The following is a 20401-nucleotide window of genomic DNA, read 5'->3' as shown; positions in this document are numbered from 1 at the left end:
TATCTGTCATCTTTTGCGCAAATCTCCATCATTCTGCCACTTAAGCCAAGGCAATAGTTTTACACCATAATAAAAACACTTTATGCAGCCCGAAAAATTTTACTATGACAACAAGATCGTGCGGAATTTTGGCATCGCCACCGTGATCTGGGGAATAATTGGGATGACCGTAGGCCTCATCGTTGCTATACAATTGTATAGCCCGGGGATGAACATGGGCAACCAGTATACCACCTTTGGCCGCATCCGGCCCTTACACACCAACGCCGTAATATTTGCCTTTGTGGGCAATGCTATTTTTATGGGTGTGTATTATTCACTGCAACGCCTGCTCAAAGCCAGGATGTTCAGCGACTTGCTTAGTAACATTCATTTTTGGGGCTGGCAGCTGATCATCGTTTCGGCGGTTATCACATTGCCGTTGGGCCTCACCACATCGCACGAATACGCTGAACTGGAATGGCCCATTGATATCGCCATTACAGTAATATGGGTAGTGTTCGGGATCAATATGTTCGGTACCATATTTAAACGCCGGGAAAGGCATTTGTATGTAGCCATCTGGTTTTACATAGCCACTTTTGTTACCATAGCTGTATTGCACATTGTAAACTCGTTTGAGTTGCCGGTATCTGCATTTAAAAGTTATATGGTTTATGCCGGTGTGCAGGATGCGCTGGTGCAATGGTGGTACGGGCATAATGCTGTTGCATTTTTCCTTACTACGCCTTATTTGGGTATGATGTATTACTTTTTACCCAAAATGGCTAACCGGCCAATTTATTCGTACAAACTAAGTATCCTGCACTTTTGGGCGCTGATATTTATTTACATCTGGGCCGGTCCGCACCACTTGTTATATACCACTTTACCGGGCTGGGCACAGTCATTAGGGATAGCCTTTTCTATTATGCTGATTGCGCCAAGCTGGGGAGGTATGATCAACGGCTTGCTTACGCTGCGTGGCGCCTGGGACAAGGTGCGCGACGATGTTATCCTGAAATTTATGGTAGTTGGTCTAACCGCCTATGGCATGGCAACTTTTGAAGGCCCTATGCTTTCGCTGAAACAGGTTAATGCCATAGGCCACTTTACTGATTGGATCATTGCCCACGTGCACGTAGGCGCTTTGGGTTGGAACGGTTTCTTAACCTTCGCCATACTTTACTGGCTGATCCCGCGCATTTATAAAACCCAGCTTTACTCTAACAAAATGGCGTCCTTCCATTTCTGGATCGGTACTTTGGGAATCCTGTTTTACGCGGTGCCGATGTATTGGGCTGGCTTTACCCAAGGCTTAATGCTTAAAGAGTTTACACCCGAAGGCATCCTGAAGTATCCAAACTTTTTGGAAAGTACGCTGCGCATCATTCCTATGCACGTGATGCGTTCTGTAGGCGGCGGGTTTTACCTGTTGGGTGTAATTGTAATGGCCTATAATCTGGTACGTACTGCCATGCAGGGCAAACTGGTTGCTAACGAAGCGGCACAGGCAATGCCACTTGAACCGCTGCCAAAAGCCGCTAAAGAAGGCACCTGGCACCGCACACTTGAACGGAAACCAATCCAGCTGATGATAGCCGCTTTGATCGTGATTTTGATAGGTACGTTTGTTGAGCTGATGCCTACGCTTACTATTTCATCAAATATCCCAACTATTGCTGCTGTTAAACCTTACACGCCGCTGGAACTGCAGGGAAGGGATATTTATATCAGGGAAGGTTGCTCAAATTGCCACTCACAAACGGTACGGCCTTTCCGGTCGGAAACCGAGCGTTACGGGGAGTATAGCAAAGCCGGAGAGTTTGTTTACGATCACCCGTTTTTATGGGGATCCAAACGTACAGGGCCCGATCTGGCCCGCGAAGGAGGGAAGTACGGAAACGCCTGGCACTATAATCACCTGATGGATCCGCGGTTAATGTCGCCGGGAAGTATCATGCCGAATTACGACTGGCTTTTAACCCAAACACTTGATACCACCACAACCATAGCTAAAATAAATGCTATGCGCACGCTTGGGGTACCTTATGCGGCGGGTTATGAAAAAATAGCTAACCGCGATCTGGATAAACAGGCCAAAGAAATAGCGGCCAACCTTTATACCGATCATATCAAAATCAAGAACGATAAAGAGGTGATAGCTATTATTGCCTACCTGCAACGCCTCGGAACTGATATTAAAGCCAACAAAACAGCCAGTAAATAAATAGCCATGTTTAAACAATTTACAGAAAGCATTAATGGTACCCAGGTGTACCTGCTTTTTTCCTTAGCCATATTCCTGGTGTTTTTTATTGTGGTATCTGTACTGCTTTTGCGCCTCCGGAAACAACATATCGACCATATGAGCGACCTGCCATTGGAAGATGGTAGCGGCGAATCACTTAATCCTTATCAGCTATGAAACATTACCGTATATTGTTTTTAATACCATTTATATTATTGATACAGCCGGGCATGGCCGTTGCTGATAACCTGATCCCCGACGATCTGCAAAACGAAATAGCTTATTGGATAATAGTGGGCATGCTGCTATTATTTGTTGTGGCTATGCTGGTGCTGCTCCGGACTTTTAAAGTACTTGCCAGGGTAGTTCTCAAATCGCAGGGATACACGGAAGCCCAGATAGCCGCTGAAATGGCTCCAGTTAAAAAAGTTAAAAAGCCCAAGGCCGAGGTTTGGAATAAGCTGCTATCGTTAAGACCGCTTACCGAAGAAAAAGAACTGCTCATTGAGCATGATTACGACGGAATCCAGGAGTTGGATAACCCGATCCCGGCCTGGTTCATGTACCTGTTTTACGCCACCATCATTTTTTCTGTGGGCTACCTGTTAAACTATCACGTTTTTCATTTCGGACAGCTCCAGTATGAAGAGTATAATACTGAGATGGCGCAGGCTGATATCGCTAAGAAAGCTTACCTGAACAAAGCAGCCAACCGGGTTGATGAAAATACAGTAAAGTTAGATGCTGAACCGGCGGTACTTGCCTCCGGACATGCCATATTTAAGCAAAGTTGTGTGCCTTGCCATGGTGATCATGCCCAGGGTGTTGTAGGCCCTAATCTTACTGATGATTACTGGCTGCATGGCGGCAAGATCAATGATGTGTTTAAAACCATCAAGTACGGTATACAAGCTAAAGGGATGCCCACCTGGGAGAAACAATTATCGCCTAAACAGATCTCGGATGTGGCAAACTACATCAAATCGTTACATGGTACCAATCCGGCAGGCGCTAAAGAGCCTCAGGGCGAAAAGGAAAGCGATGATGCTGTTAAGGCGGCAAAAAAGGTATAGCATATTTATCATTTGAACAATGGAAGGATTACTGGCGGGCAAGGAAAACAGGAAGCGGCAATGGATGTATCCGCTGGTGCGTAAGGGCAGGTTTTATAAATGGAGAAGCTGGTTGAGTTATTTTTATCTCATCTTCTTTTTCAGCGGACCGTTTTTACGCATTGGTGGGCAACCGTTGTTGCTGCTTGACTTTATGAACAGGCACTTTGTACTGTTAGGACAGGTGTTTTGGCCGCAGGACATTTTCCTGTTTATGCTGGCTTCGCTGGTGTTCCTGGTTTGTGTGGTGGTATTTACCCTCGCCTTCGGGCGGATCTTTTGCGGTTGGATCTGCCCCCAAACTATTTTTATGGAAATGGTTTTCCGTAAGATAGAGATCATGATTGAGGGGGATGCCAACAAACGCAAAAAACTGGATGCCGGGCCCTGGACTAAGGAGAAGATCAGAAAGAAAACGATTAAGCATGTTTTATTCGTACTGGTATCGTTCCTGATAGCCAACACTTTTCTGGCTTATATCATCGGCAGCGAAAATCTGATCAGGATAATAATAGAACCTATTACATTGCATTGGATGGGTTTTGCCAGTATCTGGGTTTTTACGCTGGTGTTTTATCTGGTTTACAGTCAGGTACGTGAGCTGGTTTGTACAGTGATATGCCCCTATGGCAGATTGCAAAGTGTATTGATAGATCAGCATACACTGGTGGTGGCTTATGATGATGTGCGTGGCGAACCAAGGGGTAAACTGAGCAAGGTTGCTGATCCCTTTAACCTGAAAGGTGATTGTGTAGATTGCAGTTTGTGCGTTGCTGTTTGCCCAACAGGTATCGATATCCGCAAAGGAACGCAAATTGAATGTATTAACTGTACCGCTTGCATTGATGCCTGCGACCAGGTAATGGATAAGATAGGTAAGCCCCGCAACCTGATCGGCTACTTCTCCGAAAATATGATCAGGCTAAAAGAGAAGCCGACTTTCACCGGGCGCATGATGGCTTACACAGCAGTGATCACCATTTTGGTGACTGTGTTGAGCTACTTTATTTTCAGCCGCAGTGATATGGATATGACGGTGATGCGTAGCGCCGGGATGCTTTATCAACAACAACCTGGAGGGTATATCAGCAATATCTATAACGCCGAGATCATCAACAAAACAGATAAAAATAAAAGTATAACTATTGTGGCCGATGATCCTTCGATCAAAATAAAATACATCCAGGCGCCTGCTGTTATTGCCAAGGGCGGAACTGAGAAAACAGTGTTCTTTGTTATGCTGCCCGCCTCACGGATCCGCAATGCCAAGACAAAGATCCGTTTGCGATTGATAGTTGACCACCAAATTATCCAAACGGTAAGTACCAATTTTATAGGACCAATAAACGATTAAGCAAATGAATTGGGGAAAAGGAATTATTGCAGGGATGGCGGCATTTATGCTGTTTATCCTGAGCATGTGTATCTATATGTTCAACGCACCGGCCGACGATTATGATCATCAGTACTACGAAAAAGGATTGAGTTTCAACAAAGACCATAGCCGCGAAGAACAGGTAACTAAAGATCACGCTGAACCGGTAATAACACAGAACAATGACCGGCTCGTGATAGCTTTCGCCCAACCGGCAACCGGAAAGGTAAGTTTTATGCGTCCTTCTGATAAGGCTATGGACAGGTTATTTAAATTGGATAGCGGTGCCGGTAAATCGGCTGAAATTAATCTGCAGGGCATAGCCAAAGGCCCCTGGCAATTAACATTTGAATGGGAAAGCGACCATAAAGCGTACCTGTATCATAAGGAGGTATACATCAAATGAGCAACAACCAGATCGCATTTTTTATAGGATTGTTTGGGAGTGTACATTGCATTGGCATGTGCGGACCTCTTGCTTTTGCCGTACCTGTTTCACAAAACCGCTGGTGGCTTATCATTGCGGATAAGCTGCTCTACAATATTGGCCGGGTAATCACTTATACATTTTTAGGCCTGCTGATAGGCCTTATAGGCAAGCAATTATGGCTTTATGGCTTGCAGCAGGGTGTAAGTCTGCTAAGTGGTATGCTGATCATTATGGCGGGTTTCTCCCGTTTATTTAAGCTGAGAAGATCATCGAAAATGAAACCGGCTCATATGATGCTATCGCCTATTAACAGGCTGCTGCAATACGCCCTGAAACACCAGGCTGGACATTTGATTGTTGGATTGCTTAACGGTTTTTTGCCCTGCGGCTTTGTTTACCTGGCGCTGGTGGGGGCGGTTAACAGCCCATCGCCTGTAGATGCCGCCGGGTATATGTTTTGGTTTGGAATGGGGACATTTCCGCTGATGCTGGTGGCTACTATTAGCTCGGGTTTTATAGGGCCGGCCGTAAAGCGACGCATCAACAGGGCCATGCCTTACCTAATGGTTTGCCTTGGTCTCTGGTTTATTTTGCGGGGATTGAATCTGAATATTCCTTATTTAAGCCCTGCTAAGCAGTCATCTGTTATTGGAGTATGTAGATGATTGATAGCTTGGAAGTTGTAAAAAAACGTCATTGCGAGGTACGAAGCAATCGCGAACTATACAGGGCGGACCTGCTAATTGGGGATTGCTTCGTACCTCGCAATGACGTGGAGGAGATGTTGTTTAATCTTAGAAAAACTGCCAATCAAATCATATCGCCATACTAAACAACTGCGTAGCCGGTTTATTAGCCAATAACCGCGCATCAAGAGCCATACAAATATTGCGTAAAAAGTTTTTGCCTTCAGGCGTTACTTTCAATCCCCAGGAGTTAAGTTCTATTAATCCGTCATCGGCCAAAGGTTGTAAGCGTTCAATTCCCTCAAGTAATACTTCGCAGGGCTCCGTATGATGGTTCCAGGTGGTTTGTCCTTTACACATGATATCCTGGATATGCCTGCGGATGATCATATCGTCCTGTGTTAAAATATGGCCTTTAAAAACGGGTAGTTCACCATTTTTTAGAAGCTCCAGGTATTCTTCAACTGTTTTTACATTTTGGGCAAAAGCATACTGCGAATCACTGATAGAGGATACCCCTAAACCAATCAATAATTGTGTGTGCTGATGGGTGTAACCCATAAAATTACGATGCAGGGTACCATTTTGTTCGGCCATTAACAGTTCATCTCCCGGGAGGGCAAAATGGTCCATACCTATTTCTACATAGCCATAGTGCTTCAGCAAGGAGCGGCCAACTTCGTATAACTTCGCTTTAAGTTTTGCATCGGGCAGGTCTTTTTCAGTAAAACGGCGTTGACCGGGTTTCAACCAGGGTACATGCGCATAACTGTAAAAGGCAATTCTATCCGGCATTAATTCGGATATATGCTGCATAGTTGCAGCTAATCCGGGTAAAGTTTGCAGAGGAAGGCCATAAATCAGATCGTAATTGATGGATGTATAACCAATACGCCGCGCCTGCCCGGTAACGGCCTGTACCTGTTCCAGACTTTGCTGACGGTTGATGATGAACTGAACTTTGGGATCAAAATCCTGGATCCCGAGACTTAACCTGCGGAAACCGAGATCATACAAAACCTGTAAATGATCGACAGTAGTATTTGCCGGATGGGCTTCAAAACTAAAGCCTGCATCCGGATGGATATCGGCGTTGAGCAGAATAGCGCTGATCAACGTTTTGAGGTTTGCCGGACTAAAGAATGTAGGTGTACCACCACCAAGATGGATCTCACGGATGACAGGCTTTTTGCTGAAGATGTTTTTGTACATGGCCCATTCCAATAACAATGCTTTAATGTATGGTTCCTCAACCCGGTGATTTTTGGTAATGCGGGTATTGCAACCACAGTAAGTGCACAGGTTTTCACAAAAAGGTAAATGAATGTATATGCTGATGCCATCCTGCCCGTTGCTTTCAATAAAAGAGCGTTTTACTGTTTGTACCCATTCCTCTTTGTTAAATACAATGGTATCCCAATAGGGCATGGTTGGGTAACTGGTATAGCGTGGCGCAGCCACATTGTATTTGGCTGTAAGTAATTGTTCCATAACTGTTAAGTTTTAAAGTGTGGGGAAAGTATTAACCCGGCAACTGTTGACACATACACAGGCTTCGCCCGGGCATTTGTTTTGCTGCCACTGATCAAGGTTGCGAATGGTTTGATCGGCTATTTCCTGCATGGCCTCCTTGGTTAAATAGGCCTGGTGAGGGGTAACCAGCACGTTAGGATAATTTAACAAGCTATGCAATAAAGGGTCTTTAACAAGGTCATCTTCATGGTCTTCAAAAAACAGGCCTTTCTCAAACTCGTATACATCCAAGCCCAGATAACCTATTTTGCCGGTTTTCAGGGCGGCTATGGTGTCGGTGGTACGGATAAGTGCACCTCTTGAGGTATTGATGAGCATCACCCCGTTTTTCATCAGGCTGATAGTCTCGTTTTTGATGAAGTGTTTGGTTGCCGGTGTAAGCGGTAAATGAAGCGAGATAATATCAGCGGTTGCCAGCAGTTCATCCAGGGTAACTGGTTTAATGTTTGGAGTATCCGTGGGGAACGCGGGATCATAGGCAATAACATTACAACTAAGTCCGCTGAATATTTTTGCCGCAGTTTTGCCTGTATTACCAAGACCAATAAGTCCTACGGTTTTCCCCGAGAAGTTAAACCCCATCAATTCATCGTTCCTGAAATCAAAATGATGACTATGCTCGTCAGCCCTGATGATCTGCCGGTTCAACGCAAACGCGAGGGCAACAGCGTGTTCGGCTATAGCCTGCGGCGAATAGGAAGGGATGTTTGAAATACTGATATGGTATTGCGCAGCAGCTTGTTTATCAATATGATCGGTGCCGGTTGAACGGGTTATGATCAGCTTTACACCAAAGCCGGCAAGTTTTTCAATTACCGGGGCGGCTACGTCATCATTGGTAAAAACTATTACGGCGTCCTTCCCTTCGGCAAACATGGCTGTATCAGGCCCGAGGGCATTGGATATTAATGTAATGTCGTGCTTTTTTTGGTTGGCTTTTGCCAGGAACTCTTTTTCAAAAGGCTTGATACTATACGCTACCGCTTTCATTTGCAATGATTTATCAGGAGTAAAATTACTTCCGATAAAGCGCATACGGAATGAGCCGCATCAACCGAAAAAGTGATGCTAATCAGTTTCTCATTTTTGAAAGCCTGGTGATATCAAGTACGGTGATTACGCTGCCTTTTTTATCAATCAAGCCCTCATCTTTGAAATCGGATAGGGTACGGCTTACCGTTTCTGTTGCCATACCTGCCATTGCTGCCAGGTCTTCTCTTGATATTTTGAAACTTTCGGTAGCGTCAGTATATTGTTTATGAAGGCGCAGCATAGCTTCTGCCATCCTTTTTCTTACGGAGTGATAGGCCAGTTGCAGCAATTGTTCTTCCTTATCCCGGATGTTGTTGGCAAGCAGCCTGATAAATTCGCGGCCAACTTCAGGATATAAATTCAATAGCTCATCCAGTTGGTCTTTAGGGATAAGGCATAGCAGGCTATCTTCCAACGCAGTGGCGGTTTCGCTGTAAGTTTCGTTGGATAATAGTGAATGGATCCCCAGGTATTCATCGGCAGTGTAAATTCCGGTCATCAGTTCGCGGCCATCCTCGGCCATTTTCAGGGTTTTTATCCGACCTTTGATCACTAAATATAGTCCGTTCCCTTTGTCGCCTTCATAATAAATAACCTGGTTTTTCTTAAACTGGCGGGTCCTTCGTTCGTCGATGATGCGCTTTAGTTCAACAAGCCCTTTGTTTTTAGAAAGCAGGAGATTTAAATTATCCAGTGATCTGCTGTAAAAAACCTGCTGGATCTCCTTTTTCTTGAGACGGCTTTCAATGGCACTCAGCAGTTCCATATCGTCAAATGGTTTGGTAAGGTAATCGTCGGCACCCATTTCCATGCCCTTGCGCAGGTCAACCCGCTCAGCTTTTGCCGTTAAAAATATAAAGGGAATGGCTGCGGTAACTGGGTTTTTATTCAGCATATACAGTACACCGTAACCATCCAGTTCGGGCATCATAATATCGCACAAAATAACATCAGGAATATTTTTTACAGCCAGGTCAACCCCGGTGCGGCCGTTATTCGCTTCAAATACATTGTAGCCTGCAAGCTCCAGGATCTCAACTACGTTTTCGCGGATATCGTTATTGTCTTCGATGATAAGTATCTTTTTGCTCATTGTTCGGGGAATGAAATGGTGAATACGGTGCCTTTATTAACGCTGCTTTTAAAAGCAACGCTGCCGTTCATGAGGCGGGCATAACGGGCAACAATGTTTAATCCTAAACCGGTACCGGGAATATTGCCGGTATTGTGGGCCCTGAAGAAGGCTTCAAATAAATGTTTCTGATCGGTTTCGGGGATCCCTATGCCGTTATCTTTTATGGTGATGATACAGCCGTTTTTGCCTATCTCGGTATTGAACTCAATAAAAGTATTTTCGCCCGAGTATTTGATGGCGTTGGCAATGAGGTTGATAACACAGTTTTTAAGCAGGTTCAAATCCAGGTTAACCCTGCTGTTACTGCCGGTATGCTGGTAAATAATATTCTGGTCTCTCTTGGCTATCAGCTGCATCTCTTCAGTAATTTCCTCGGCCAGCTTTACCAGGTCAAACGTAGTTAGTGAAGGTTCAACGCGCCCGGCTTCCAATTTTTCGTGCGAAAGGAAGTCATTTAATATCGCGGTAAGGTTACCAACCGCATTTTTGATCTTGTTTACATGCTTGCTAACATTGTTGCTTTGTAAATGCCCGGCATATTTTTCGATAAGGGAGGCGGAGAGCTGCACAGCGCTTAAGGGTGTACGGAACTCATGCGAGGCCATCGACACAAAACGGCTTTTTAACTGCCCAAGTTCTTTTTCTTTTTCGAGCGAAATGCTGACTTCTTCTTTAGCCTGCTCAAGCTCTTTAACGGATAATTGCAGCGACTGTGTGCGTTCCTGAACTTCCTCTTCGAGGTGGGATGCGTATTCTTTGAGCTGGTCTTCGGCCTCTTTTTCGCGGCTGATATCATGTATAAAGCCGGTATATATTTTCCGCCCCGAATACTTTACTTCGCTTACAGCAAGACGGAAAGGGAACTTTGAGCCATCTTTCCGCAGGCCGGTAACCTCGCGGCCTATGCCGATAATATGCGCCCGCCCGGTGTTTTGATACCTATTAATATATTCATCATGCTGCTGCTTATCTGGCGGAGGCATCAGCATGGATACGTTTTTACCGGTTACTTCGGCAGGAGTGTACTGAAATAATTTACATGCAGAAGGGTTGATCGATTCGATCAGCCCCCGTTCGTCAATTGTTATAATACCATCAATAGCATTTTCGATAATCGCATTCAGCAATGCTGCACTTTCCATATTAAACCCATAGCCATCTTAACCGGCTACTCAAAGGTCATTACTTCGGGGAAAGCGGGGCATAATCACATTCAGTTTAAAAAGTGATATTGATCATTTTTTGGATGGAGTTTTTATCTATGGACGAAGGTCTTTATACCCGTTCGGCAACAAAGTGATCGAATATCCATCTTAATTCATTTACGGCTTGCTGCTGCGCTATACATTCCTCATTTAAAAGGTCGAAGATGTTTAGGTTTTTTTCGATGGTGTGTTCATTTGTTATATCAAGTGCCAGGCGATTTTGGTTTTCGCGAATGCGGTCTCTTAAACCTTCAATATAAGTTTTGCGAATAATTAAGAGCTCTTTAAAGTGTTCAGCTTTTTCTAAAATATACTCGTCTATACAGTCTTCTGCTATTTCATCCAGTTGTTCTTTTAACATGAATAGCTCAAAATGACAAAAATCAAGCTTCCGCAGCCATTCCTGGTGAAGAGGAGTGGTTTGTTTTATACTGATTTGTTCCATGCCATAAGAGTAGTGATCAGCCCGTTTTAAAAAAATGACCATCGTCACTTTTTTTATTGATTGATATCATAAAGTGCATTTTGCAGTTCGCAGAAAAGCCAGGCTACATTGCCCGGCTCTTTCAAAAATACTGTTGTAGGGTTGAAAAGGATATTACTTGATCCGGTACCCAACTCCTATACCTACTACCCATGGCCTGATCTTGACGTCGGCGTTAATGTTTTTTAATACCGGGACCAGCGACTGATTACCGGTAGGGGCGAGGTTGGCTGCATTCACAGCAGCATTGGTATTCAGGAAAAGTTTTTTGACATCGATATTCAGGAATACCGTTTTAGTGATGTCGTAATCAATACCTGCCTGTGCAGCAAACGAGAATTTATTCTGATAATCAATTGCCTGTACAACCGGGCCTTTATCGGCATTATAAAATATGGTATAATTTGCACCTGCGCCTATGTATGGTTTAAACGCTGTACCTGTCGGCAAATGGTATTGCAAAGTTACGGTTGGCGGTAACAACCAAACCTTGCCAAGGTTAACATCGGCAGAGGAGCCGCCGCCTACGGCCGTAAGGTTTGAACCCTGTGTTTTTACTTTATGCTTCGAGGTACCGAGGATCAGTTCGGCAGAGAAGTTTTTGGCAAAGAAATAGGTAATATCCAGCTCGGGTATATATGCGTTACTAATATTGATATCGCCACCTATAACACCGATTTTGGCACTTTCCTGTGGTAATATACCTACTGCACGCAAGCGAATATCCCACTCATTTTTTTGCTGGGCAAAACTGTTTAACGCGCTCAACAGACACATAACCAATACGCATAGTTTTAAAGTTTTCATAATTATATGGATTTGAATTATGGCTCAAAACTATTGGCAGTGCGTGGCTGCGGCCATGATGGTGAACAGCCTGTTTGCTGACGCTTATCATTGCCATAGAGCGTAATAAAGCAATTAGGTGCAATACGTTATCAAACAATGATCAAGGTTACTATCGCAAGCGATGCTGATCATATGCTCATCAATAAGTTTGGCCTAACCTTACAACCTTATTATTTATCTAACTTATTTATGATCATTTACCAACACTTTACATTTGATGCTGCCCACTTTTTACCGCATGTACCTGATGGGCATAAATGCCGCAACCTGCATGGACATACCTACCATCTTACCCTTTACATTGGCGGCGAAATATTAGAGCGGGAAGGCTGGATCCTGGATTTTTCCGATTTGAAAGCAGTTGCCGCTCCGGTGATCGGCACGCTTGACCATACTCTGTTAAACAACATAGAAGGGCTTGAAAACCCAACAGCCGAACTCCTGGCCGCTTGGATCTGGCAGAAAATAAAACCTTTACTGCCCGGTTTGCAAAAGATAGAATTGAAAGAGACACCAGCATCGGGCGTAATATATGAGGCTGAATAAACAAGAGCCTGGGTATCTAAATGTAGATCATGGTATGGGGTTGTCATACAGGCTATATTGGGCTTAGGGTCACGTAGAATGGTGACCGCAGTCATTATTTTCGACTGTAAAAACAGGCAGTTTTGTGGTATAAAACAATCACACTCAAAACATGAAAACACTGCTTGTTGCTACCGATTTTTCAGCTAATGCAAGGCATGCTGCTGAATATGGCTATAATCTGGCCAAACAGATCAAAGCTAACATCGTACTCTGTAATGCGGTTATTGTTCCTGCCGAAATGCCGCAATCAGGCACTATAGTATGGCCAATGGATGATCTTGAGCTGTTGCTGCTGGACAGTGCTACCGGCCTCGAAAGCTTAAAATCAGATTTAGAAATGGTTGCCCGTCAAGACGGGTTCAAGCCCGAAATTACGCTCAAAAATGAATCGGGTATTGTAACTGATGTTGTAGAGGATTATGTGGAAAGCCACCCGGTTGATTTGGTGATAATGGGCACCCATGGCGAAGGAATGAGCTGTTTTTTATTGGGTAATCACAGCAAAAATATGATTGAAGCCACTACAAAACCCTTAATGCTCATCTCGCCCGAAACGCAGTTCGCGCCGCTTAAAAAAATAGCATTCGCAACAGATTTTACTGATCCTAAAAATGATGTAGAGAGTTTGTTTCATTTAATACCCCTTGCCCAAACATTAGGTGCGCAGATTTTACTGACCCATATTTATGAAGGCGAAACAATACCGGAAGCATTGAAAGAGATCATTGCTAACTTCATGACTGAAGTATCCAATAAAGCCAACTATCCGCATATCTATTATCGCAGCGTGCGGAATAGCCAGGTTGAGGCAGGTTTAAGCTGGCTATGTGAGCATGGACAGGTTGATATGCTGGTGATGGTGCACAGGCCACATAGTTTCATTCACCGGTTATTGAAAAGCAGTCACAGCGAGAAGATGGCCGGGCGCCTGGATATTCCTTTGTTGGTATTTCCTTCGGTAGGTAACTAATCCCAATTATTGCTTTTGTTTTCAACGTTTATTTGCGCTTACTCTGCAAAAAACTTAAAAACGATTGGAAAGAGGGGGGGAGTGGCTGTCTTGAAACTGTGGATTGGGTAGCAGCATACAGGGAACAGCCAGGTGTTTTGCTTTTAATTAGAAGTTGATGAATTATTCATCTATAAATAATGATGCTGCCGATTGGCAGCATCATTATTTGTTATTTTATTTTCCTTTAAGCTGAACCATCACTTTTATGGTTTGGAAAATTATGCTCAAGTCGTTATTGAAGTTGATGTTTTTTAAATAGATCAGGTCATAACGTACGCGGTCGCGCATTTCCTGAACATTTTCGGCATAACCATAATTTACCTGGCCAATAGAGGTGAGGCCTGGTTTAAGTTTGAACAACTTATGGTAATTTGGAGATTTCTCTATGAGTTGCTCAATAAAATACTGACGTTCTGGTCTCGGTCCTACAATAGACATGTCACCTTTTAAAACATTCCAGAATTGCGGCAATTCATCTAATCTTGATTTGCGTAAAAACAAACCCCATTTGGTGATCCGGGGATCTCTATCTTTTGAAAGCATAGGCACAGCCTGTTCTGAATTTACAAACATGCTTCTGAATTTATACATCCTGAATGGTTTGTGATTTCTCCCAATTCTTTCCTGACGATAAAATATAGGGCCCTTTGAAGTCAGTTTAGTTATTATGGCTAAGGCAATAAACACTGGAAGCCCCGGGATCATTACCAAAAGAGAAAACAAAATATCAAAACACCGTTTAAACAAAACGATCTTGAAGCTAAGCTCAATTGAAGAAGAAAGTTGTATTACCGGAAGGTTTTCATAATTCACGATGCTGGCATAGCTGTTATCCAGTACAAGATCCGAAACCAGTTTAATTTTAATGGAGTGCTGGTCGCCCAGGTACACCAATTTATTCAATAAAGACTGATCCATGTATTTGTAGCATACAAAAGCTTCATCAGGTCTGGCTTCAAGTATTTTATCGAATAGCATCTCATGGGGCTGGGTTTCAATGACTTCTTCAGATATGGTTGTGATGAAGTTGTAACCATATTCCGGATGCCTTGAAAATGATTTCTTTACACGATTAACAATATCGGCGTTACCAACTATGATTACATGCTTGATATTATATCCTTTTTTACGGATATAATCAAGTGTAAAAAAAATCAAAGAACGCTGTGTGACTATCAAGATAAAAAACAAAAGATAGGTGCAAAACATAACCATTCTGCTTACCTCATAAAGTTTAAAAAAGTATACTATACCAAGAACCATAACCAGGTGATATACCATGGAGGTCATGAATTTACTCAGATTATCACTGAGCGTTAACGGCCTTTTTATAGTGTAATTTTTTGTCACCGAAGCAATGGTGATCCAGGTTAAATTAACTAATAATAAAAAATCAGTCGATTGTATTTCTGACGAATAGAACGTGAATATAAATAGGTGAGCACACTGCAGGGCGATGTTTAATAAGAGTAGATCACAAAAAAATGTAAATGGTTGAAGTATTTTCGAATAGCGCATTTGCGATCAAGGTTAAGTTATGCAAATATAAAATTTTTTACTAAAACAATTTTATTTTAAATAAAATCAACATTTGTTAAACTCAATTACGGGATCTTTACGATGAACGCTACAGTTAAGAACTATTTTTTTTCTGTTTTATTTTATTTTTTTTGGGGAAATGGATAAGCAACTCATTTTTAAATGAGTTTAATGAAAGGGTAGAAGTGGGTTAATTCATTTCTTTGTAATTAAATAACAATTTCTAAACGCAGCAGGTGGTAAATCTTAATAAAAAGAAGCCTCAAGCCAATAATCTGTTATTTCCAATAATATGAATGCATAGACAATTTTTTAAGCACCGATGCTGGAAGCTTTTTATAAAATTTACCGGTTTTATAGCCTAACCATTTTGCGCCCAAAGAAAAGATTGATTTGAATATCCTGCTTTTCTTGTGTTTTACAACATAGTTTAATTCAGCTTTCATAAATTTAATACCCTCGCCGGTTGGTTTCCCAAAATCATTTATTAGCCATTTGTTTTGTTCGTGAAAAACCCTGGTGTCAAAATACCGCCTGAATTCCTGAAGAAATGTATAGGTATGGGAATGATGTGCAGTTGCATCTGCAACGTAGGCTTTTTTATATCCGGCAACCAGCATTTTAGCCGCAACAATCGCATCTTCGCCCATAATCGCATCTGATGAGAAGCCTCCAATTGCCAGGAGCGCATCACGTTTGTAGGCCGAAAATGAATTGGAACAAAAAAACACCTTGAACCCCATTTTTGCTATGTCATCAGGCGTCCGGACATGTGACTTATCCGGATAGTTATATAAACGGGCATGGCTTTCTAATATTTGGGCATTTTTATGAGGAAGCTGTCTGCCATATGCCATGCCTATTTCAGGATCGCTAAACACATTAACTATATTGGTAAGGCTTTGCGGCGAGGCTAAAATAGCATCTTGAGTTATGAATATGCAAATATCTGCATTGGGGACAGCATTGACCAGTAACTGCCTCGTACCTCCGTGGTTAAATTCGGATTTGCTTATGTTTATAATTTTGAATCCAAATTGCTGAGCAATGACTACCGTGTTATCTCTTGAACCAGAATCCACAATTATTTTATCCGCGAGTTCGATATCCTGATCGTTCACGCTTTGCAAAACCTGTGGCCAGAGCTCCCCGGCGTTTAAAGTAGGAATAAGTAGACTTATATTTAATTTCATTTTACTTTACGATTTTAGCCTCACGTACTGAAGCTTTTTCTTTTGCTTTACCTATCAGGAAAGACAAAAGGCTATCCCAATTATTAAAAAATGGCTGATCTGGAATTGTAACCGATTGTTTATCAAAAGTTAGTTCACCTTTCATAAACAGAAACATATATTCTGCCAATTCTTCGGCATTATTTGGATCAAAGAATTTTGCTTTTTCATAATTACCCACATTTTCATGGGCATATGGCGAATCGGATACTATTATAGGCTTATTGAATGATCGGAACTCAGAAAGCGGCAATCCCCATGTTTCTAATTTAGATGGAAATAGTAAGCAATCTGTTTTTGCATATAGCTCATTAACCACAGTGCGTTTCTGTATGCCTATGAATTTTATACTCTTTACGTGGCCATATCTTTCAAAAATGGAACTGGCGTATTTATTCTCGGAGCCATTTAATGTAATGACTAATTCAAAATTCGCTGTTTTTTTTTCCAGAAGCTCAGCTGCTCTGCATACGACTTCGAAGTTTTTAAATATTCTTGGTATTGATGGAAAAAAGAAGATCTTTTTATTCATATCGATACCAAGTGGCTCTTCATTTAAAGCTATTGGTTCATTTATGTACTTTGTCTGGATAGGATAGGCCACTATAGTATTAACACCATACATCGCGCCGAAAGCTTTCCTGATCCAATTTTGCTGAACTATCACGTATGCATTTTTTTTAATGTTTATCTGATACAGGTAACGGTAAAAAATGCAAAACAATGAAAATTTAATATCGTAAAAAAAACGCTTTACATCCAGTTTATAAAAAACAGAAGGGTTGTGACAATAAACAACTTGAAATTTACAATTAACATTCGGTGTAATGTCATGCAGCGAGATCCAAAGATCCGGTTTCAGTTGGTTTGATATCTCCTTACTCTCAATATATTCAAATTTTACACGCTTGAGCCAAGACGACTTAACTTCAGGATACTCAATAAAATTAAAACGGTTTTTATCTATATCGTCATCAAGAAGCTTTAAATCATGTATCAAAACAGTGACCTCAAGTTCATGTTGTTTTTTAATTTTTGATATTGATTTTAATGAATCTTGAAGTATACTTAATATACCTCCTTCAACAAGGTTTACCCCTGAAATGACTATTTTGAACATATGTGGATACCTATTCGGCTGTTTTTGTTTTTTGATTAAAGGAAGAATAGCAAAACATAACGGACAGGATAATTGGTAAACTGGCAAAAACAATGGTATCAAACAGCATAGAAATCATAAGTTGTGCATCTTGAGGAAACGAGGTAATTAACAGATTTAAAAATATAATACCAATTGCCATCAGGAAGTTGAGTTTCATTTTATCCATTGAAAAAAATTTTCTTCGAACAAAACCAAATATCAAGCCAGTAACAAAAGAATAAATTAAGGCACCGAAAGCTCCAAAAAATATATGTCCGCTTATATAGTAAGGGGTGTTTGGCCCGATTGACAGGCCCGTATCGTCTGAGCTCTTAATATAATACAACAACAAATCGTTCCCCAGTGGAAGCTTATAATCTACTATCCTTAAAAAGCCTAAAATAGAGTTAAAGTGGTAGCTTAAAAAATCAATAAAGTTATAGCTTTGAAAATGGGCAACGGTTGAAGGCTCATAATAATAGATTATAGCATCACCAAAATATAAAAACCTAATTCCCAGTTTAATTAAGCCATCTTGTATGGAGGCGTTATCACCACCTCCTTTAATTAATATAAATATGGCGAAAATAAATCCCACTACCAGGAGAGGAATCTTTGCCCTGTTTATCTTTTTAAAAGATGACATTACCTGTGTTTTCTTAAATATCCCCAATAAGCTGATCAACGAGACAAAAGTTAAAACAACCCCTTTGGCTCCCGATGTCATTGAAATGAGGAACAATACGAACAACATGATGAGATTCCTTTTTCTGTTGGTGCGCATGTATGTAAAAAGTAAACTGACAAACACCAAGTTCAGTAGTCCCCAGTTAATCCTTCTGACAGCGCCAAATCCACCTCCTTCATCAAAATTCGAAAACTTTGCCAAACTTGGGTCATCGCTTAACAAGGCAAGACCCTTTTGAGAAATCAAAACCAGGTTGGCCGCTACAATAATTATAAATGCGAATAGATTGAAGTAGTTTACAAATTTTAACAGCTCATCGGAGTAAACAAAATTGCTATCATCAATTTCCTTAACCCTGGGCCTGTTTAAGAGAAAGCCAATATTCAAACAAACCACACACAGTAAAAAATTAACAAGATAAGGTGTGTAGGTAATTTGAAGTAAAGCCATTTCAACGGAGAAGGCCTGAGTTATCAGGAAGAAAAACAAAGGATCAAACAGAGAAATGATATACTTTCTGTATATAAGAAAGGATATTGCAAAAATGAAAAGAGTTTGCAAACAGATTATACCTAAATCAGCAAACGACTCTATCATTTAAAAAAGATTAAACTCCTATACTTAACCACGTATTTAACTGCTATAATCAAGTTATTAATACGTGTTAAAACAGAATACCACCTGCTTGATGAATATACAATTAAATTTGCCTGCTTTATAGCTCTAAAAACCTTTGCTTTTTGTGTAACAGATGGATTACTCAATAAGTTTAAATCATGTTTTAAACTTGTATTGAGTAAGTAAAACTTTTTATTATCTCCGCTATATTTATACATCATATAAGTATCGGTTCCATAAAAAAGCAAACGCTCATCATATCTAAAACCACTGGAAAAGAATCTTGCAGAAATTACCATACCACTGTTAATTGCTGTAACATGCTTTGTATCATAATAGCCGGGTAAATCTTCCTTCCATCTTTTGGCAAATAAAACATATTGAAGGGCCGGACTTTCAATGTTACCATTTACCAAAATTCTAGGAAGTAATAAATCTGGCGAATCCTGACCATTAATCTTGTCGATAATTTCAAGGAAATATTTCTCAGTTACAAAAGTATCGTGATCCAATAACATTAAATAATCATCAGAGTTTATGTGATGATCTATCACCCTGTTATAAATTTTGGATAGGGGTAGGTTTTCAGGCGTATGGATTACTGTAATATCCTGTAAATGCCCTTTCAATTGATCTAACTCAACCTCGTTAATTTTAACAGGACTGTTATCCCATATTAGTAATTTAAACGGTTTGAGAAGCCCGGTCTTTGCAGTCGCTTCAATTGCAACCAAAGTCTTTGACTCAGAAAAGCTTTTATTATAAATTACAACCAGTATATTAATCATCATTTATAAGCTTTTAATACGGTTGTATAAACCATCCATTTTAAAATAAACAAAGGACAAAAACTTGTAAATAGGGCCGAAGTTACCTTCTACTACTTTGAAAATTTCTTTCCCATAACGTTTGTCATGCGAAATCCCGCTAAGCTCATGTGTTGCCACCACAGGCTCGTTAAATACCTTTATCGGATATTTTTGACTATAAAGTTTCTGATTAAGGTCAAAATCTGAGAAAACCTTAAACTTTAAGCTATACTGAATATTTAAATCGCGTTTATAAAAGCAACCTTGATGAGGCAAAAGGTTCCTTATTTTTATACTTGAATTGATAGCAGGTAATCTTAATTTATGGCTTGAATCCAAAACCGGAAAAGCGAGAAGTTTTGCTGCGCAAGCTTCCTGTCCGCTTAAAACATCAATAGGTAGCCCAAGGAGCAGATCGCCTGCGTTAATAAAGTATAGATAAGCTCCCGTTGCCACATTAATACCTTTATTCATCGCATCATATATCCCTTTATCCGGCTCGCTCGTCCAGTAATTAATATGCTCTTTGTACTTTTTTATAATTTCAATTGTGCCATCCGCAGAACCACCATCTATGATTATGAATTCATTTCCCGATCCTTTTTTTTCGATAACTGATTTTATCGTTTCTTCAATGGAACCGGCGGCATTATATGTTACTGTAATAACAGATATCAATGGCTTGTTTGGCATTACCAATCCT

Annotated in this window: 20 protein-coding genes; 8 read left to right on the top strand and 12 right to left on the bottom strand. The window is 41.1% G+C overall.

Features of this window, described 5'->3' with window-relative positions:
• The first annotated feature begins 82 nt into the window (after positions 1–82).
• From ccoN to MTO98_RS17885, 6 genes are read left to right on the top strand one after another with little or no spacing between them, the layout of a single operon-like run.
• Positions 83–2209 (top strand): cytochrome-c oxidase, cbb3-type subunit I, encoded by a 2127-nt coding sequence (gene ccoN / locus MTO98_RS17910; protein ID WP_243480257.1) that lies wholly within the window; start codon positions 83–85, stop codon positions 2207–2209.
• A gap of 6 nt (positions 2210–2215) precedes the next feature.
• Positions 2216–2407, top strand: coding sequence for a hypothetical protein (locus tag MTO98_RS17905; RefSeq protein ID WP_243480256.1), 192 nt, complete (start codon positions 2216–2218; stop codon positions 2405–2407).
• Entirely contained in the window at positions 2404–3303 is a 900-nt protein-coding gene (locus MTO98_RS17900) for a cbb3-type cytochrome c oxidase N-terminal domain-containing protein (protein ID WP_243480255.1), read from the top strand. Before MTO98_RS17905 ends, MTO98_RS17900 begins: the two co-directional genes overlap by 4 nt.
• A gap of 19 nt (positions 3304–3322) precedes the next feature.
• Positions 3323–4696 (top strand): cytochrome c oxidase accessory protein CcoG, encoded by a 1374-nt coding sequence (gene ccoG / locus MTO98_RS17895; protein WP_243480254.1) that lies wholly within the window; start codon positions 3323–3325, stop codon positions 4694–4696.
• A gap of 4 nt (positions 4697–4700) precedes the next feature.
• On the top strand, positions 4701–5123 hold the full coding sequence (locus MTO98_RS17890) for a FixH family protein (protein WP_243480253.1): 423 nt from the start codon (positions 4701–4703) through the stop codon (positions 5121–5123).
• Positions 5120–5812 carry a sulfite exporter TauE/SafE family protein gene (locus MTO98_RS17885; protein WP_243480252.1) on the top strand — a complete coding sequence of 231 codons (693 nt, stop codon included), beginning with the start codon at positions 5120–5122 and terminating at the stop codon, positions 5810–5812. Before MTO98_RS17890 ends, MTO98_RS17885 begins: the two co-directional genes overlap by 4 nt.
• 150 nt (positions 5813–5962) lie before the next feature.
• Here MTO98_RS17885 and hemN read toward each other — a convergent pair whose 3' ends face one another.
• The 6 genes from hemN to MTO98_RS17855 form a co-directional block, all read right to left on the bottom strand.
• Positions 5963–7324, bottom strand: a complete 1362-nt coding sequence (gene hemN / locus MTO98_RS17880) for an oxygen-independent coproporphyrinogen III oxidase (RefSeq protein ID WP_243480251.1) — start codon at positions 7322–7324, stop codon at positions 5963–5965.
• 12 nt (positions 7325–7336) lie between these two features.
• On the bottom strand, positions 7337–8356 hold the full coding sequence (locus MTO98_RS17875) for a 2-hydroxyacid dehydrogenase (protein WP_243480250.1): 1020 nt from the start codon (positions 8354–8356) through the stop codon (positions 7337–7339).
• Between the two features lie 82 nt (positions 8357–8438).
• Positions 8439–9491, bottom strand: coding sequence for a response regulator (locus MTO98_RS17870; RefSeq protein WP_243480249.1), 1053 nt, complete (start codon positions 9489–9491; stop codon positions 8439–8441).
• Positions 9488–10675 carry a PAS domain-containing sensor histidine kinase gene (locus MTO98_RS17865; RefSeq protein ID WP_243480248.1) on the bottom strand — a complete coding sequence of 396 codons (1188 nt, stop codon included), beginning with the start codon at positions 10673–10675 and terminating at the stop codon, positions 9488–9490. Before MTO98_RS17865 ends, MTO98_RS17870 begins: the two co-directional genes overlap by 4 nt.
• A gap of 133 nt (positions 10676–10808) precedes the next feature.
• A complete protein-coding gene (locus tag MTO98_RS17860; protein WP_243480247.1) occupies positions 10809–11225 on the bottom strand; it encodes a hypothetical protein in 417 nt (138 codons plus the stop codon).
• Between the two features lie 111 nt (positions 11226–11336).
• Positions 11337–12029 (bottom strand): OmpW family protein, encoded by a 693-nt coding sequence (locus MTO98_RS17855; RefSeq protein WP_243480246.1) that lies wholly within the window; start codon positions 12027–12029, stop codon positions 11337–11339.
• A 231-nt stretch (positions 12030–12260) separates the two neighbouring features.
• On the opposite strand from MTO98_RS17855, the gene queD reads away from it, so the two are divergent.
• Positions 12261–12617, top strand: coding sequence for a 6-carboxytetrahydropterin synthase QueD (gene queD / locus MTO98_RS17850; RefSeq protein WP_371825429.1), 357 nt, complete (start codon positions 12261–12263; stop codon positions 12615–12617).
• 151 nt (positions 12618–12768) lie between these two features.
• Positions 12769–13629 (top strand): universal stress protein, encoded by an 861-nt coding sequence (locus MTO98_RS17845; RefSeq protein ID WP_243480244.1) that lies wholly within the window; start codon positions 12769–12771, stop codon positions 13627–13629.
• Positions 13630–13845: 216 nt separating this feature from the next.
• Here MTO98_RS17845 and MTO98_RS17840 read toward each other — a convergent pair whose 3' ends face one another.
• The 6 genes from MTO98_RS17840 to MTO98_RS17815 all read right to left on the bottom strand — a co-directional run bounded on the left by MTO98_RS17840 (position 13846) and on the right by MTO98_RS17815 (position 20391).
• Positions 13846–15189 (bottom strand): sugar transferase, encoded by a 1344-nt coding sequence (locus MTO98_RS17840; protein ID WP_243480243.1) that lies wholly within the window; start codon positions 15187–15189, stop codon positions 13846–13848.
• 299 nt (positions 15190–15488) lie between these two features.
• Positions 15489–16403: a glycosyltransferase family 2 protein gene (locus MTO98_RS17835; protein ID WP_243480242.1), complete on the bottom strand. Its 915-nt coding sequence runs from the start codon at positions 16401–16403 to the stop codon at positions 15489–15491.
• A 1-nt stretch (position 16404) separates the two neighbouring features.
• Positions 16405–17562, bottom strand: coding sequence for a glycosyltransferase (locus MTO98_RS17830; RefSeq protein ID WP_243480241.1), 1158 nt, complete (start codon positions 17560–17562; stop codon positions 16405–16407).
• A 10-nt stretch (positions 17563–17572) separates the two neighbouring features.
• Positions 17573–18868 carry an O-antigen polymerase gene (locus tag MTO98_RS17825; protein ID WP_243480240.1) on the bottom strand — a complete coding sequence of 432 codons (1296 nt, stop codon included), beginning with the start codon at positions 18866–18868 and terminating at the stop codon, positions 17573–17575.
• The gene (locus tag MTO98_RS17820; RefSeq protein WP_243480239.1) at positions 18865–19680 is read right to left on the bottom strand and encodes a glycosyltransferase; all 816 of its coding nucleotides are present in this window, start codon (positions 19678–19680) and stop codon (positions 18865–18867) included. The genes MTO98_RS17825 and MTO98_RS17820 overlap by 4 nt, the downstream gene beginning before the upstream one ends.
• Complete coding sequence (locus MTO98_RS17815) at positions 19681–20391, bottom strand: glycosyltransferase (RefSeq protein ID WP_243480238.1); 711 nt, start codon at positions 20389–20391, stop codon at positions 19681–19683.
• Between the last annotated feature and the right edge of the window lie 10 nt (positions 20392–20401).

This window comes from Mucilaginibacter sp. SMC90 (genome assembly GCF_022811725.1).
In the GTDB taxonomy this organism is placed as follows: Bacteria; Bacteroidota; Bacteroidia; order Sphingobacteriales; family Sphingobacteriaceae; genus Mucilaginibacter.
Note: the sequence above shows the minus strand (reverse complement) of the source record. Positions and strands in the feature narration are given on the sequence as shown.

Coding starts and splice junctions, on each gene's coding strand:
- ccoN (WP_243480257.1), top strand. CDS start 83: ATGCAGCCCGAAAAATTTTACTATGACAACAAGATCGTGCGGAATTTT.
- MTO98_RS17905 (WP_243480256.1), top strand. CDS start 2,216: ATGTTTAAACAATTTACAGAAAGCATTAATGGTACCCAGGTGTACCTG.
- MTO98_RS17900 (WP_243480255.1), top strand. CDS start 2,404: ATGAAACATTACCGTATATTGTTTTTAATACCATTTATATTATTGATA.
- ccoG (WP_243480254.1), top strand. CDS start 3,323: ATGGAAGGATTACTGGCGGGCAAGGAAAACAGGAAGCGGCAATGGATG.
- MTO98_RS17890 (WP_243480253.1), top strand. CDS start 4,701: ATGAATTGGGGAAAAGGAATTATTGCAGGGATGGCGGCATTTATGCTG.
- MTO98_RS17885 (WP_243480252.1), top strand. CDS start 5,120: ATGAGCAACAACCAGATCGCATTTTTTATAGGATTGTTTGGGAGTGTA.
- hemN (WP_243480251.1), bottom strand. CDS start 7,324: ATGGAACAATTACTTACAGCCAAATACAATGTGGCTGCGCCACGCTAT.
- MTO98_RS17875 (WP_243480250.1), bottom strand. CDS start 8,356: ATGAAAGCGGTAGCGTATAGTATCAAGCCTTTTGAAAAAGAGTTCCTG.
- MTO98_RS17870 (WP_243480249.1), bottom strand. CDS start 9,491: ATGAGCAAAAAGATACTTATCATCGAAGACAATAACGATATCCGCGAA.
- MTO98_RS17865 (WP_243480248.1), bottom strand. CDS start 10,675: ATGGAAAGTGCAGCATTGCTGAATGCGATTATCGAAAATGCTATTGAT.
- MTO98_RS17860 (WP_243480247.1), bottom strand. CDS start 11,225: ATGGTCATTTTTTTAAAACGGGCTGATCACTACTCTTATGGCATGGAA.
- MTO98_RS17855 (WP_243480246.1), bottom strand. CDS start 12,029: ATGAAAACTTTAAAACTATGCGTATTGGTTATGTGTCTGTTGAGCGCG.
- queD (WP_371825429.1), top strand. CDS start 12,261: ATGATCATTTACCAACACTTTACATTTGATGCTGCCCACTTTTTACCG.
- MTO98_RS17845 (WP_243480244.1), top strand. CDS start 12,769: ATGAAAACACTGCTTGTTGCTACCGATTTTTCAGCTAATGCAAGGCAT.
- MTO98_RS17840 (WP_243480243.1), bottom strand. CDS start 15,189: ATGCGCTATTCGAAAATACTTCAACCATTTACATTTTTTTGTGATCTA.
- MTO98_RS17835 (WP_243480242.1), bottom strand. CDS start 16,403: ATGAAATTAAATATAAGTCTACTTATTCCTACTTTAAACGCCGGGGAG.
- MTO98_RS17830 (WP_243480241.1), bottom strand. CDS start 17,562: ATGTTCAAAATAGTCATTTCAGGGGTAAACCTTGTTGAAGGAGGTATA.
- MTO98_RS17825 (WP_243480240.1), bottom strand. CDS start 18,868: ATGATAGAGTCGTTTGCTGATTTAGGTATAATCTGTTTGCAAACTCTT.
- MTO98_RS17820 (WP_243480239.1), bottom strand. CDS start 19,680: ATGATGATTAATATACTGGTTGTAATTTATAATAAAAGCTTTTCTGAG.
- MTO98_RS17815 (WP_243480238.1), bottom strand. CDS start 20,391: ATGCCAAACAAGCCATTGATATCTGTTATTACAGTAACATATAATGCC.